Below are 14,044 nucleotides of genomic sequence, written 5' to 3'. Positions count from 1 at the left end.
CTGGGGCGTGGTGGGCATGCTGGTTGGCGTCATCATCGCCGCCCAGCTGACCTGGCCCGCCCTCAACTTCGGCGTGGAGTGGCTCAGCTACGGCCGCCTGCGGCCGCTGCACACCAACGCGGTCATCTTCGCCTTCGGCGGCTGCGGCCTGTTCGCCGCCAGCTACTACGTGGTGCAGCGCACCAGCCAGGTCCGGCTGTTCTCCGACGGCCTGGCCGCCTTCACCTTCTGGGGTTGGCAGCTGGTCATCGTGCTGGCGGTCATCACCCTGCCGATGGGCATGACGCAGGCCAAGGAATACGCCGAGCTCGAGTGGCCGATCGACATCCTGATCACGCTGGTGTGGGTGGCCTACGCCGTCGTATTCTTCGGCACCATCGTCAAGCGCAAGGTCAAGCACATCTATGTGGCCAACTGGTTCTTCGGCGCCTACATCCTGACGATCGCCATCCTGCACATCGTCAACAACGTCGAACTGCCGGTGACGATGTGGAAGTCCTATTCCGCCTACGCGGGCGTGCAGGACGCCATGGTCCAGTGGTGGTACGGGCACAACGCCGTGGGTTTTTTCCTGACCACCAGCTTCCTCGGCATGATGTATTACTTCGTGCCGAAACAGGCGGGCCGGCCGATCTATTCGTATCGCCTGTCCATCGTCCACTTCTGGGCGCTGGTCTTTACCTATATGTGGGCCGGCCCGCATCACCTGCTGTATACCTCGCTGCCGGATTGGACGCAGTCGCTGGGCATGACGTTTTCGCTGGTGCTGCTGGCGCCCTCGTGGGGCGGCATGATCAACGGCATCCTCACCCTGCAGGGGGCCTGGCATCGCCTGCGTACCGATCCCATTCTGAAGTTCCTGGTGACCGCGCTGTCCTTCTACGGCATGGCGACCTTCGAAGGCTCGATGATGTCCATACGCAGCGTCAATGCCTTGTCCCATTACACCGACTGGACGATCGGCCACGTGCATTCCGGCGCCCTGGGCTGGGTCGCCATGATCACCTTCGGTTCGCTCTACTACCTGATCCCCCGACTCTACGGCCGCGAGACCATGTACAGCGTGCGTGCCATCGAACTGCACTTCTGGGTCGCCACGCTGGGGGTGGTCCTGTATATCGCGGCGATGTGGACTGCCGGCGTCCAGCAGGGGCTGATGTGGCGCGCCACCGCCCCGGACGGCACGCTGGTCTATAGCTTCGTCGAGGAATTGAAAACCCGCGTCCCGTACTACCTGATCCGCCTGCTGGGCGGGACGATGTTCCTGGCCGGCGTGCTCGTCATGGCCTGGAATACCTGGATGACCGTGCGCAGGGCCACCGCCGTCGATCCCGCCATCCCGCAGCCCGCGCCGCAGCCCGTCGCCGTACCGCTGGCCGAGCCGGCCGTCGCCACCACCACCGCCGCCTGAAGGATCGACCATGAGCACCGGCAAGCAATCCTTCTTTTCGCACCACACGCTGGAAAAAAACATCGGCCTGATGATCGTGGCCACGATCGTCGTCGTGTCGATGGCTGGGCTGGTGCAGATCATTCCCCTGTTCCACCAGCATTCGACGACGGAGGCCGAGGCGGGCGTCCAGCCCTACAGCCCCCTGCGCCTGATGGGACGCGACGTCTATATCCGCGAAGGCTGTGTCAGCTGCCACTCGCAGCAGGTGCGCATGCTGCAATCCGAAGTCCAGCGCTATGGACCGTACTCCACGGCGGGCGAGTCGGTCTTCGATCACCCCTTCCTGTGGGGCTCCAAGCGCACGGGACCGGACCTGGCGCGCGTGGGCGGACGCTATTCGGACGCCTGGCACCGCGAGCACCTGCGCGATCCGCGCGCCGTCGTGCCGGAATCCAACATGCCCGCCTACCCCTGGCTGCGCAGCGCATCGCTGGCCGGACAGAACGTCGCCGACCGCATGCGGGCATTGCGCCAGCTGGGCGTGCCCTACACCGACCGGGACATCGCCGACGCCCCCAAGGCGCTGGAAGGCAAGACCGAAGAAGACGCGCTGGTGGCCTATCTGCAGGAACTGGGGGTCGCCGCCCGCAAGAGTGCCGCGCCGGCGGCATCCGCCAAGGGAGACTGAACCATGGCCTATCTGACCGCCATCGTGACGGCCATATCCATGGCCACCTTCCTGGGCATCATCGCATGGGCCTGGTCCCGCGGCCGCCAGGCCGCCAACCGGGACTCCGCGCTGCTGCCCTTCGCCTTGCCCGACGAATGCACGACGCCGCAATCCGGCATGGGAAACCGCCATGAGTGACTTCACCACGCCCGTCTGGGGCTATTTCGTCGGCATCGTCGCCATGACCGGCATCGTCTGGTGCGTTTGGCTGCTGTACACCCAGCGCCGCTGGCTGGGCAAGGCGCCCGCCAACGAACCGGCCAGCACGGGGCATGTCTGGGACGGCGACCTGACCGAACTGAACAATCCCGTCCCGCGCTGGTGGACGATCATGTACCTGTTGATGTGCCTGTTCGCGGTGGGCTATCTGGTGCTGTTCCCCGGCCTGGGGCACTACGCTGGAACGCTGGGCTATACCAGCGCGGACGACCTGCAGCGCCAGCGCGCCGCGCAGGACGCGGCCACACGGCCCTTGTACGCCCGCTATGAAGGCATGCCCGTGCCCGACATCGCGCGCGATACCCGGGCCATGGAGATCGGCCAGCGCCTGTTCCTGAACAACTGCGCCCAATGCCACGGCTCGGACGCCAAGGGCGCGCCCGGGTTTCCCAACCTGACCGACGGCGACTGGCTGTACGGCGGGTCGCCGGAAACCATCCTGCAGACCATCACCCAGGGCCGGCACGGCGTCATGCCGGCCTGGAACGGCGTCATCGATGCCCGCACCGCCTCCGATATCGCGGATTACGTGCGGTCCCTGTCCGGCCTGGGCGTGGACAAGTCGCGGGTGTTCAGCGGCAAGGATGCATTCGGCACCTATTGCGTGGCCTGCCATGGGGCGGACGCCAAAGGCAACCAGGCTCTGGGCGCGCCCAACCTGACCGATGACGTCTGGCTCTATGGCAGTTCGCAGCGCACGATCGAAGCCACCATCCTGAATGGCCGCGACAACCGCATGCCGGCGCAGGAAGGCGTGCTGACGCCGGCGCAGATCCGCATCCTGACCGCCTGGGTCTGGCGGCAATCGAATACGCCGGGCCAGCCATGAGCGTCGCCGATGCCCGAATCTACGCGCGGGCGGTCACCGGCCCGTTTGCCAGCTGGCGCATCGTCTTCGTCTTCCTGACACAGGCCCTGTTCTACGGCCTGCCCTGGCTGCAATGGGACGGCCGGCAGGCCGTGCTGTTCGACCTCGGCGCGCGCCGCTTCTACCTGTTCGGCCTGGTGCTCTGGCCCCAGGACGTTGTCTACCTGGCCGTCCTGCTGGTGATCTCCGCGCTCGGCCTGTTCCTGTTCACCGCGCTGGCGGGACGGCTGTTCTGCGGTTATGCCTGTCCGCAAACGGTCTATTCGGAAATCTTCGCCTGGATAGAACGCAAGGTGGAGGGCGACCGCGCCGCCCGGCAGCGGCTGGACCAGGGGCCGTGGACGGCCCGCAAGCTGCGGCTGAAGGCGACCAAGCACGTGCTGTGGCTGGCCATCGCGTGGTGGACGGGCAGTACGTTCATCGGGTATTTCGCGCCGATCCGGCAGTTGGCGCACGACCTGTTCACCTTGCAGCTGGGACCGTGGCAGTGGTTCTGGATCGTGTTCTACAGCGTCGCGACCTGGGGCAACGCCGGTTTTCTGCGCGAGTCGGTGTGCAAATACATGTGTCCCTATGCCCGCTTCCAGAGCGTGATGGTGGACCGGGACACCTTCGTCGTCACCTACGACAAGCGGCGCGGCGAGCCCCGCGGCGGCCGCTCCCGCCGTGCCGATGTGGCCGCCCTGGGCCTGGGCGACTGTGTCGACTGCCACTGGTGCGTGCAGGTCTGCCCCACCGGCATCGATATCCGCGACGGGCTGCAGTACATGTGCATAGGCTGCGGCGCCTGCGTCGACGCCTGCAATGACGTCATGAAGAAGATGCAGTACGCCCCCGGGCTGATCCGCTACGCATCCGAGCGCGCCGTCGACGAAAGGCTCTCGCGCCGTGCCGCCATACGGCGGCTGCTGCGCCCTCGCACGATGGTGTACGGAACGCTGCTGGCCGGCCTGGTCGTCGCCCTGATGACGGCGTTGTGGCTGCGTCCGTCGCTGCGCATGGACGTCATCCGCGACCGCGGCGTGCTGGGCCGCGAGGTCGCGGGCGGCATGATCGAGAATGTCTACCGCCTGCAATTCATGAATACATCGGGCGCGCCCGTGCAGCTCGCGCTGTCCGCCGACGGCCTGGACGGACTGGTGCTGGCCTTGCCGGACGGCAGCACGACCGTACGGGTCGACGCCCTGGACAACAAGATCGTACCGGTCGTCGCGCGCGCCCCGACGGCCGGCGCCGCCCCGGGCGCCCATCGCATCGTCATCCACGCGCGCGGCAGCAGTACCGACGGCGCCGCGCCCGGCACCGACGAAGCCGCCAGTTTCTTCATTCCGCAATGATGCCCGCCAAGACCCTGCCATCCGGTCCTGGCGGCCCGTCATGCTCGTCAGGAGGCCCTGCCATGAGCGCAACCCCGGTCCCGCCGCCCCGCCCCTGGTACCGCGAACCGTGGCCCTGGATCCTCATGGCCGGGCCGGCCGCCGTGCTGGCGGGCTGCTTCTTCACGATCTATCTGGCGGTAACCCGCTACACCGACCCGCCCATAACCGAAGGGGTCGCGCGCGAAGGCCTGGTCGTACGCAAGGTCCCACCCGCCGCGACCCGCCCTTCTACGGGGCCAGGGTTGCCGGCATACCAACGGTCGCCACGAAGTCCTTGAAGTACTCGTCCAGCACCTGGCGGGTGAACTTGCCGATGGACGCGTACTCTACTTCGGTCAAGTTCGCCAGCGATACCCGTGCCGAGGTATCGACGACTTCGAAGCCGTTGCCCGGCAGCAGCACCACACCGGTCTCTTCGGCCAGGCGGAACAGGAAGCGGATGCCGAGATCGCGCTCCACAAACCACTGTTCGAAGGCCGAGCCGTAGATCTTTCCGGCGAGCTCCTGCAGATCGATCAGCGTGTAGTAGTTGACGTCGTTGGGGCCGCGCCGGACCTCGATACCCATGCTGCGATACAGCGTCTGGTAGCGCTTGCGTATCAATTGCTTGGCCGCCGTCTTGTAGCGTCCCTCGCGATCCATCAGGCCGTTCAGCGCGAATAGTGCCATTTGCAACTGCTGTGGCACGGATAGCCCGGCCGTGTGATTCAGCGCGACCGCGCGGCTATCGGCCACCAGGCGGTCGATAAAGCGCAGCGCCGCCGGTTCGGCCGTCAGCGAGCGGTATCGGCGCGCCAATGCCTGTTTCTCGTCCTCCGGTTGCCCGGCCAGCGCCGCGTCCAGCACATTGTCCTGATGCAGGCCTATCGTGCCCAGCCGCCATCCGGTGGCGCCGAAGAATTTGGAAAACGAGTACACGCATAGCGTATTGCGCGGGCAGCGGGCGAACAGCGACACGAAATCGTCGGCGAAAGTGCCGTAGACATCGTCGGTCACGATGATGAGATCGGGGCGGGCGCCCGCGACGAGCCTGGCCAGCGCGTCCAGCGTCGCATTGGACAGCTTGTTCGACGGCGGGTTGCTGGGGTTGACCAGGCAGAACACCTTGACGGCGGGATCCAGCAGCTTGGTCATTTCGCTTTCGGGAAACTGCCAGTCGGCGTGTTCGTCCATGCGCACGTCGACCACGTCCAGGTCATACTCGGCCAGCGCCGGGATCTCCAGATACGGCGAAAATATCGGCGTGGCCAGCGCGATCCGGTCGCCGGGCCGGATCAGCTTGTTCACCGCCAGGCTCTGGAAGATGTAGGTCATCGCCGCCGTTCCCCCTTCCGTGGCGAAGAGCGAAAAATCGCCGCTGGACGGGATCGGGCCGAACATTTCCTGCGCCAGGTAGGCTTTGACGATTTCCTCCACATGCCGGAGCATGCGCGGCGGTGTCGGGTAATTGCACCCCAGGAAGGCGGCCACCATCTCCACCAGGAAAGCGTCGCGATCCAGCCCCAGCTGGTCTTTCACGTAGGCAATGGCCTTGCGCAAAAAGATGACGCCCTCGCCGGTCGCGTGATGCGAGGCGTAGGCCTCGAAGCGCTGCACGATGCCGCGCGCCTCGGGCAAACCGCCGAATCCGCTGTCCAGGTAGGCGTAGGAGCGGGCCGCCTCCTGCATGGCGAACTCTCCCAGCGCCAGGAATGCGTAGCGCGGCAGCGTCGCCAGGAAATTCGGATTGCCGCGTCCGGCATTCAGCATCAGCCGCTCGGCATCCGAGGACGCGGCGGCAGCGAGCTGGTCCTTGAGTTCGAACGGGCTCAAGGCAGAGAGCTTGGCGATATCCAGATCTAGCATGATGTGTCGTCCATTGGAAGTTAAGGGTCGCCGCGCGTGCGGCAACGCGATGGATAGGCCGCCGGTCAGGCGGCATTCCTGGAAACGAGGGCCACGATCACCGGACCCCATAGCGTCAGGAAGACGTTGGCCACGGCGTAGGTCACGGTGAACGAGACCACCGGGGTGGCATTGCCCGCTTTCGCCAGCAGCGCGGCGAACGACGGGTTGGCGCTGCGCCCGCCGGCCACGCAGGCCAGGGCCTCGATGGGATTGCGGATGCCCAGCACGTAGTACGAGAAGAAAAAGGTAAGGATCTGCGGGATGATCGTCACGCCCACGCCCAGGAAGAACAGCGTCAGGCCGTACTGCCTGATGGCCGCCAGGGCCTGCGGGCCGGCGGTGATGCCGACGATGCCCACGAACACGGCCAGGCCGAAGTCGCGCAGGAAGGTGGACGCCCCCACGGGCAGCGCGGCGAACCGCGGGTGGACGTTGCGCAGCCAGCCGAACAGCAGGCCCGAAAGCAGGCAGCCGCCGCCGCTGCCGATGGACACCGGCACGCCCAGCAGCTTGAACTGGATCATGCCGATCAGCATGCCCAGGGTCATGCCTATCCCGAAGAAAACGAAATCGGTGACGGCGCCCGCGCTGACCCTGTAGCCAAGACTGGACTGGACCCGGTCCAGGTCCTTGGGAGTCCCCACGAAATGCAGTTCGTCGCCGCGCTGCAGGGTCAGCTTGCGCAGCACGGGCAACTCCTTGCCCATGCGCCGCACGGTCGCCAGGAACACACCATGGCGCGACTGGATGCTGGCATGGTCATGGATATCGCCCAGCTCCCGGTGGCACAGCGCGGGATTGGTGAGGATGATCTCGCGCCGTTCTTCGACCAGTTGCTGGCGCGGCGGCGCGATCTCTCCGCCCAGCATGCCGGCCATCGCGCCGATCAGCGAGGCGCGGCCCGTGACGGCGACCTGGTCGCCGGCCCGGATGACCGTGTCGTCCTTCAGCTCCAGGGGCGTTCCCTCGCGCCATACGGCCTCGATGGCGGCATCCGAGAGTTCGGCGTCGATGGCCATGGCGGTCTTGCCCACCGCCTTGTCGCCCGGCGCCACCGCATAGACCCGGGTGACGATCTGCTGCAGGGCGTCGAACTGGCCGGCTTCCAGTTCCAGCCGCCCGCCCGACAAGGTCCTGGCCAGCTTGACGGCCTCGGCGCGGATATCCCATTTCATGATCCATGGGAAGAACCACGTCACCATGATGATCGGCCCGAGCGAACCGAATATGTAGCAGACGGCGTAGCCCACGGCCACATTGGTCTGCATGGTGCTCGTCACAGCGGCAGGCAGGCCAAGCCGTGCCAGCGCGTCTCCGGCGGTGCCCAGGATGGCGGACTGGGTTAAGCCGCCCGCCGCCAGGCCGGCCGCCATCCCGCGATCCAGGCCGAACAGCCATGCGGCCAGCAGCACGCACAGCAGACCCATCAGGCACATGACGAAAGCCGACGCCAGCTGGTTCAGCGAACGCCGGTTCAGCGCATGGAAGAATTGCGGTCCGCCCTGGAAACCGACCGCGTAGATGAACAGGGCGAAGAACACCGTCTTGAGCGCGGGATCGAAATTGATCAGGCCGAGCTGGCCGACGATGACGCCGACCAGCAGCGTGCCGGCGATACCTCCCAGGACGAAAGTCCCGGCACGTATCTTCCCGACGAGGTAACCCAGTGAAATCGTGATGAACAGTGCGATCAGCGGCTGGCTGACGATGAAATGGCGTAAGACGTCCATGTCGCGAGGCGCAAGCGCCTTCTCCAGGAATGCGGGTTGAACGGGACCATTCCGCCCGCCGGACGGCGGGAGGAGGATCGGAAACTGATGCGGGAAAGCGCCGCCTATCGGGATGCGCGCCGTGGGCTGGCGCGTGAAAGACGGGCCTTGCGTGAAGAAGCATTGTCCGGACGGATGGGCATGCCGGGTATCGGCATTCCCTGGACACTTCTTGTAGGACGGCCCCTACACGAGGCGTCAAATGCGCAACCGGCCCGCAGGCCGATTGAAAGGATCACATCAGCAGGCCGTTCTCGGCGGCATAGCGCGCCAGTTCGGCATTGCTGCGAACGCCCATTTTTTCCAGGATGCGGGCGCGGTATGTCGTGACGGTCTTGGGGCTTAGATGCAGCACCTCGGCGATGCGCGTCACGCTTTCGCCCTTGGCGATCATCTTCAGGACTTCGAGCTCGCGATTGGACAAGGCCTCGTGCGAGGCCGAGGTCCCGCCTCCCATCATGAGGGCGAAGCGTTCCATCAGCGAAGGGCTGACGTACTTGCCACCCGCGGCCGCCTTGCGCACCGCGTCGATCAGCGTGGAGGTCGGGCTGTCCTTGGTCAGGTAGCCGGCCGCGCCCAGCTTCAGCGCGCGCACGGCGTAGATGTCCTCGGCGTAGGTGCTCAGCACCAGAACGGCCAAGCCAGGCCGTTCTGCGCGCAGCGATTGCAGCAAATCCAGGCCGTTCTTGCCGGGCAGCGCGATGTCGATCAGGGCGACGTCGAAGTCCGCGCTCCTGACCCGCTCCAGCGCCTGCACCGCGTTCTCGGCCTCGCCGGTAACGCGGATATCGGTGGCGGAACTCAGCATCAGGCGGACGCCATTGCGCACCACAGTGTGGTCGTCCACCAGCAGAACGTCTATGAATTCACCGGCCATCGAAATTACTCCAGACACCTGATTGCCGGGATTCTAAGCGACCTTACCGCGCCGGCGGAGCATCCGGCGAGTCCCGATGCGGGACCAGCAGCACCGGGCAGGTCGCCAGGCGGACAAAGCTTTCCGCCACGCTGCCCAGCATCACGCGCTGGAAACCCCGGCGGCCGTGCGTTCCCAACACCACGAGGTCCACGCCGGCGCTACCGGCCGTGCTCTCGAGCTGTTCGGCGATGGTGCCGCTGAGCACACCGGCGTCCACCATCTTTACCTGGCCGGTCACGCCCGCGTCGCGCATCTTCGCCTGCACCTTGTCCAGTACCGACCGTGCCTCGGTCACCATGGCATCGTGGAAAGGTTCCACGTCGATGAAGGCGGACGAGTACATGGAACTGGGATACTCCACGATATACACGCCCAGGAGGCTGGCATGTTCGGATTTCGCCAGCGAGATGGCGTGATCCAGCGCGCGTTCGGAACACGTGCTGCCGTCGACGGCGACGAGGATGTTTCGGTACATATCGGTCTCCAGAAAGATGCCCTCACTCTACCGGCGCCGCCGTCCGCATTCATTGATATGGGTCAACTTGACACAGGTCAACGCCTCGCCGTCCGGCCACGATCATCCTGAAGGCCAGCGCGCGCCGCGCGCGCCGACCGGTGCCCGCATGCAGACCTCTCCCACCCCGCCTTCCGACGCCGGTGTCCTACCCGCCGCTCGGCTCCCGCCGGCCGCTCCCGCCGATGTGCTGCGCGGGCTGTCGACCGCGCAGGCCGACGCGCGGCGCGCCCGTTACGGCCCCAACGTCGTCGGGTCGGCCACACGTTGCACCTGGTGGCGCGCCCTGGGCGACGTGATCGCCGAACCCATGTTCCTGTTGCTGCTCGCCGCGAGCAGTGTCTATTTCGTTCTGGGCGACGTCACCGAAGCGCTGACATTGCTCGTGTTCGTGGTCGCCATCGTCCTGCTGACAGTATTCCAAAGCCATCGCACTGCCCGGGTGCTGCAATCCCTGCGCGAGCTCTCGGCCCCGCGCGCACAGGTACTGCGGGACGGTCAACGGCGGCTCGTCTCCGCCGCCGATCTGGTGCCGGGAGACGTGGTCTTCGTCGATGAGGGAGCACGCGTGCCCGCGGACGGCGTGGTGGCGGAGGCCCATGAACTGAACGTGGACGAGTCGATGCTGACCGGCGAGTCCGTCCCGGTAACCAAGTCCGTGTCGCCGTCAGGCACGCACGATACGGACGAATCAGGCGGCCGGCTTTTTTTCGGAACCATGGTGGTGCAGGGCCAGGGCAGGATGATCGTCGCCTCGACCGGCGCCGATACGGCGCTGGGCCGCATCGGCAAATCGCTGACCGGCATCCAGGAAGCCCCTTCGCCGCTGCAGCGGGAAACCAGGACCTTCGTCAATCGCTTCGCCGTGGTGGCCATCGCGCTGTGCCTGATGCTGGTCCTGGCCTACCGCTGGCGCGTCGGTGACTGGCTGGCCGGGATACTGGCCGGCGTCACGCTGGCGATGGGCATCCTGCCCCAGGAAATCCCAGTCATCCTGACCGTCTTCATGGCCTTGGGGGCGCGCCGCATCGCCAGCGAAGGCGTGTTGACGCGCCGCATGAGCGCCATCGAAACCCTGGGGCAGACTTCCGTGCTGTGCGTGGACAAGACCGGTACGCTGACGCAGAACCGGATGTCGGTGCGGGTGCTCGCCGCGCATGGCGAGCGGCAGGCGGTCGACCCGGCGACGCCGCGCATCGAGCCGGCATTCCACGAGCTGATCGAGTACCTGGTGCTCGCCAGCGAGATCGAACCGGTCGATCCCATGGAGATCGCCTTCCACGAAGCCGGCCGCACCGGCCTGGCCGGCACCGGACGGCTGCACGCGGACTGGCTGCTCGACCACGAGTACGCCCTGACGCCGGAGCTGCCCGCCATGTCGCACGCATGGCGCACCCGCGAACCGGGCCGTCACGCCGTGGCCTGCAAGGGCGCGCCGGAAGCGGTGTGCGACCTCTGCCATCTGGATCCGCAGGAAACCCGCGAAATCCTGGACGAGGCCGCGCGCATGGCCTCCGGCGGACTGCGGGTGCTCGGCGTGGCCAAGGCGCGCTACGCCGAACCCGGCTGGCCGGACAAGCAGCACGACTTCGCGTTCACCTTCGTGGGTTTGGTCGGCCTGCTGGACCCGGTGCGGCCCGAGGCCGCGGGCGCGATCGCGGAATGCCGGACGGCCGGCATCCGCGTGGTGATGATCACCGGCGATTACCCCTCCACGGCGCGGGCGATCGCCGCCGAGGTGGGCATCGACGCCACCCGCATCGTGACCGGCCAGGAACTGGCAGCCATGGATGACGCCGCGCTGAACGAGGCCATCCGCCACGTCGACACTTACGCGCGCGTAAAGCCGGACCAAAAGCTGCGGCTGGTCAACGCGCTGCGGCAAAGCGGCCAGGTAGTGGCCATGACGGGGGACGGCGTCAACGACGCGCCGGCGCTGAAGGCCGCGCACATCGGCATCGCCATGGGCTTGCGCGGCGCCGAAGTGGCACGCGAGGTGGCGTCCCTTGTCCTGCTGCGCGACGACTTCGCCCCGATCGTCTTCGCGATCCGGCTGGGACGGCGCATCTACGCCAACCTCGTCCAGGCCATCAGCTACACCGTCGCCGTCCATATTCCGATGATCGCCGCGGCCATGGTCCCGGTGTTCGTGGGTTGGCCGCCGATGCTGGCGCCGGTCCACATCGTGTTCCTGGAACTGATCATCAACCCCGTCTGTTCGGTCGTCTTCGAAAACGAACCGGCGCGCGAAGACCTGATGCGCGTGCCGCCGCGACGACCCGGCGCGCGCCTGCTGTCGAACCGCACGCTGGCGCAGGGCGTGGCGGCCGGCGTTCTGGCGGCCATCGTGGTACTGGCCGTGTACGCCGTCCTGCTGGCGCAGGGCCAGCCGCAGGTTTACGCCCGCACCTTCGCCTTCCTGGCCCTGGTCGCGAGCAATGTCGGATTGATTTTCGTTGTCCGCCTGCTGCGCCATACCGGACACCATTCGCGCGCGCTGGGATCCAATCGCACGCTGTGGACGGTGGTGGGCGCGACCGCGGCCGTGCTCGTGCTGCTAATGAGCGTCCCTGCCCTGGCCCGGCTCTTCGGCCTGGTGGCGCTGCTGAACCCTTGATTCCGGCCGGTTGCGGTGCGCGACGCGCACTAGATCGGCGCGCTGCCCACGGACAGGCCACCGCAGGCGTACAACACCTGCCCCGTCACGAACCGGGCGTCGTCGGACAGGAAGAAAGCAATCGTTCCGGCGATGTCCTCCGGCTGCCCGAGGCGCCGCAGCGGAATCCGCCCGGCCAGCGCGCGAGCGGCCTCCTCGTCCATGGGATTGTTGTTCCGGTACAGCTCGGTCAGCACCGGCCCCGGCGCCACCGCGTTCACCGTAATACCGTGCCTGCCCAGTTCCAGCGCCCAGGTGCGCGTCATGCCTATCAGGCCGCTCTTGGCTCCCGCGTAGGCGGTGCGCCGCGCCATGCCCAGCGCGGCGCGGCTGGAAATATTGACGATGGCACCCCTGCCCTTGGCAATCATTCCCGGCAGGCAGGCCTGCGCGCATTGCATCGGCGCGCGCAGGCCCAGCGCCAGGATGCGGTCCAGTTCCTCCGGCGTGGTTTCCTGCAGCGTACTGGAGGTGGTCAGGCCGGCATTATTGACGACGTGATCGACCTGATGCGCGGCGGTAATACGGGCGAGCACCTCCGCCGCGCGGGCCGTGTCGGCCAGGTCGACCTCGTGGAAGTCGCCCGGGAAACCGTCCGCCGGCGCGTGGCGCGCCAACCCGATGACATGGTGGCCATCGCGCGCCAGGCGTTCGGCGGTGGCCCGCCCGATGCCCCGGTTGGCGCCCGTTATCAGCGTGACCCTGTGCGCCATGATCAATCCACGTGCGCCCCGGAACGCTTGACCACGTCGGCCCACCGCGTCACCTCGCCTTGCACGAACTTGCCGAACTGCGCGGGACTGTTGGGCGGCGGCGGCAGCGTAATGCCGGACTGCTTGTAGATGCCCTGCAGCCGTGCGTTGGCCAGGGCCTTGTTCAGCGCGGCGTTCATTTTGTCGACGATGGCCGGGTCGGTATCCTTGGGCGCGAACAGGCCGAACCACGATTCCACGGAAAAATCCGGAAGCCCCGACTCGCGCAGCGTGGGAATGTCGGGCGCGAAAGGCGAACGCTGGGCAGTGGTAACGCCCAGCGCGCGCAGCTTGCCGGCCTGCACATTGGGCAGTTCGGTCGGCAGGTTATCGAAGATGGAGTCGACCTGGCCGCCCAGCAAATCCGTCATGGCCGGCCCGCTACCGCGATACGGCACGTGCAGAATCTGGGTGCCGGTCTGGATCTTGAACAGTTCGCAGGACATATGGATGGCCGATCCTGTCCCGGAAGACGCACAGGTCAGCTTGCCGGGATGCGCCTTGGCATAGGCGATGTATTCCTGCACGTTGTGGATGGGCAGTTTGGGATTGACCACCAGCACGTTGGGTACGGTACCCAGCAAGGCCACCCCGCGGTAGTCGGCGGCGATGTCGTAGTTCAGGTTGGCGTAGAGCGTGCGATTGATGGCGTTCGCCGTGGAACCCACGAAAAACGTGTAGCCGTCGGGCGCGGCGCGCTTGACGAACTCGGCCCCGATATTGCTGTTGGCGCCCGTCCGGTTCTCTACCACGAAGGGATGACCGGATTGCTCGGTCAGGACGCTGGCCACCGCGCGCGCGATGATGTCCGTGGTACCGCCCGGCGCGTAGCCGACGATCAGGTTTACCTGCTGCGCCGGCCACTTGGCGGCGCCCTCGCCGGCGTGGGCAGCGCCCATCGACGTCCATGCCGCCAGCCCGACGGCCAGCCATGCGTATCGCTTCATTTGCTGTCTCC

Annotated in this window: 12 protein-coding genes; 6 read left to right on the top strand and 6 right to left on the bottom strand. The window is 66.6% G+C overall.

The window, feature by feature from the left end:
* The 5 genes from ccoN to ccoG form a co-directional block, all read left to right on the top strand.
* On the top strand, window positions 1-1,411 hold a 1,411-nt coding region (ccoN, locus tag ACO1P8_RS07755; protein ID WP_486295315.1), incomplete at its 5' end, for a cytochrome-c oxidase, cbb3-type subunit I.
* A gap of 10 nt (window positions 1,412-1,421) precedes the next feature.
* A complete protein-coding gene (gene ccoO / locus ACO1P8_RS07750) occupies window positions 1,422-2,081 on the top strand; it encodes a cytochrome-c oxidase, cbb3-type subunit II (protein WP_486295314.1) in 660 nt (219 codons plus the stop codon).
* A 3-nt stretch (window positions 2,082-2,084) separates the two neighbouring features.
* On the top strand, window positions 2,085-2,261 hold the full coding sequence (locus ACO1P8_RS07745) for a cbb3-type cytochrome oxidase subunit 3 (RefSeq protein ID WP_486295313.1): 177 nt from the start codon (window positions 2,085-2,087) through the stop codon (window positions 2,259-2,261).
* Window positions 2,254-3,171 (top strand): cytochrome-c oxidase, cbb3-type subunit III, encoded by a 918-nt coding sequence (gene ccoP, locus ACO1P8_RS07740; protein ID WP_486295312.1) that lies wholly within the window; start codon window positions 2,254-2,256, stop codon window positions 3,169-3,171. Before ACO1P8_RS07745 ends, ccoP begins: the two co-directional genes overlap by 8 nt.
* A complete protein-coding gene (gene ccoG / locus ACO1P8_RS07735) occupies window positions 3,168-4,547 on the top strand; it encodes a cytochrome c oxidase accessory protein CcoG (RefSeq protein ID WP_486295311.1) in 1,380 nt (459 codons plus the stop codon). The genes ccoP and ccoG overlap by 4 nt, the downstream gene beginning before the upstream one ends.
* A gap of 270 nt (window positions 4,548-4,817) precedes the next feature.
* Here ccoG and ACO1P8_RS07730 read toward each other — a convergent pair whose 3' ends face one another.
* From ACO1P8_RS07730 to ACO1P8_RS07715, 4 genes are all read right to left on the bottom strand, one after another.
* Window positions 4,818-6,434 (bottom strand): bifunctional aspartate transaminase/aspartate 4-decarboxylase, encoded by a 1,617-nt coding sequence (locus ACO1P8_RS07730; protein ID WP_486295310.1) that lies wholly within the window; start codon window positions 6,432-6,434, stop codon window positions 4,818-4,820.
* Between the two features lie 65 nt (window positions 6,435-6,499).
* Window positions 6,500-8,206, bottom strand: a complete 1,707-nt coding sequence (gene aspT, locus ACO1P8_RS07725; RefSeq protein WP_486295309.1) for an aspartate-alanine antiporter — start codon at window positions 8,204-8,206, stop codon at window positions 6,500-6,502.
* Between the two features lie 274 nt (window positions 8,207-8,480).
* The gene (locus tag ACO1P8_RS07720; protein ID WP_486295308.1) at window positions 8,481-9,122 is read right to left on the bottom strand and encodes a response regulator; all 642 of its coding nucleotides are present in this window, start codon (window positions 9,120-9,122) and stop codon (window positions 8,481-8,483) included.
* A gap of 43 nt (window positions 9,123-9,165) precedes the next feature.
* Window positions 9,166-9,639 (bottom strand): universal stress protein, encoded by a 474-nt coding sequence (locus ACO1P8_RS07715; protein WP_486295307.1) that lies wholly within the window; start codon window positions 9,637-9,639, stop codon window positions 9,166-9,168.
* A gap of 148 nt (window positions 9,640-9,787) precedes the next feature.
* Between ACO1P8_RS07715 and ACO1P8_RS07710 the strand changes: the two genes are divergently transcribed.
* Window positions 9,788-12,295 carry a cation-translocating P-type ATPase gene (locus ACO1P8_RS07710; RefSeq protein ID WP_486295317.1) on the top strand — a complete coding sequence of 836 codons (2,508 nt, stop codon included), beginning with the start codon at window positions 9,788-9,790 and terminating at the stop codon, window positions 12,293-12,295.
* Between the two features lie 29 nt (window positions 12,296-12,324).
* On the opposite strand, the gene ACO1P8_RS07705 is transcribed toward ACO1P8_RS07710, so the two are convergent.
* Together ACO1P8_RS07705 and ACO1P8_RS07700 are read right to left on the bottom strand one after the other, a co-directional pair.
* Window positions 12,325-13,047, bottom strand: coding sequence for an SDR family oxidoreductase (locus ACO1P8_RS07705; protein WP_486295306.1), 723 nt, complete (start codon window positions 13,045-13,047; stop codon window positions 12,325-12,327).
* Window positions 13,048-13,049: 2 nt separating this feature from the next.
* Window positions 13,050-14,033, bottom strand: a complete 984-nt coding sequence (locus tag ACO1P8_RS07700) for a tripartite tricarboxylate transporter substrate binding protein (RefSeq protein ID WP_486295305.1) — start codon at window positions 14,031-14,033, stop codon at window positions 13,050-13,052.
* Window positions 14,034-14,044 lie beyond the last annotated feature (11 nt).

The organism is Bordetella sp., assembly GCF_057362025.1.
This window is presented reverse-complemented; position numbering and strand designations above follow the sequence as displayed.

What these genes read in the sequence shown, in the direction of transcription:
- ACO1P8_RS07715 (WP_486295307.1), bottom strand. Translation starts at nt 9,639, where the DNA reads ATGTACCGAAACATCCTCGTCGCCGTCGACGGCAGCACGTGTTCCGAA.
- ACO1P8_RS07700 (WP_486295305.1), bottom strand. Translation starts at nt 14,033, where the DNA reads ATGAAGCGATACGCATGGCTGGCCGTCGGGCTGGCGGCATGGACGTCG.
- ACO1P8_RS07730 (WP_486295310.1), bottom strand. Translation starts at nt 6,434, where the DNA reads ATGCTAGATCTGGATATCGCCAAGCTCTCTGCCTTGAGCCCGTTCGAA.
- ccoP (WP_486295312.1), top strand. Translation starts at nt 2,254, where the DNA reads ATGAGTGACTTCACCACGCCCGTCTGGGGCTATTTCGTCGGCATCGTC.
- ccoO (WP_486295314.1), top strand. Translation starts at nt 1,422, where the DNA reads ATGAGCACCGGCAAGCAATCCTTCTTTTCGCACCACACGCTGGAAAAA.
- ACO1P8_RS07710 (WP_486295317.1), top strand. Translation starts at nt 9,788, where the DNA reads ATGCAGACCTCTCCCACCCCGCCTTCCGACGCCGGTGTCCTACCCGCC.
- ACO1P8_RS07720 (WP_486295308.1), bottom strand. Translation starts at nt 9,122, where the DNA reads ATGGCCGGTGAATTCATAGACGTTCTGCTGGTGGACGACCACACTGTG.
- ccoG (WP_486295311.1), top strand. Translation starts at nt 3,168, where the DNA reads ATGAGCGTCGCCGATGCCCGAATCTACGCGCGGGCGGTCACCGGCCCG.
- ACO1P8_RS07705 (WP_486295306.1), bottom strand. Translation starts at nt 13,047, where the DNA reads ATGGCGCACAGGGTCACGCTGATAACGGGCGCCAACCGGGGCATCGGG.
- aspT (WP_486295309.1), bottom strand. Translation starts at nt 8,206, where the DNA reads ATGGACGTCTTACGCCATTTCATCGTCAGCCAGCCGCTGATCGCACTG.
- ACO1P8_RS07745 (WP_486295313.1), top strand. Translation starts at nt 2,085, where the DNA reads ATGGCCTATCTGACCGCCATCGTGACGGCCATATCCATGGCCACCTTC.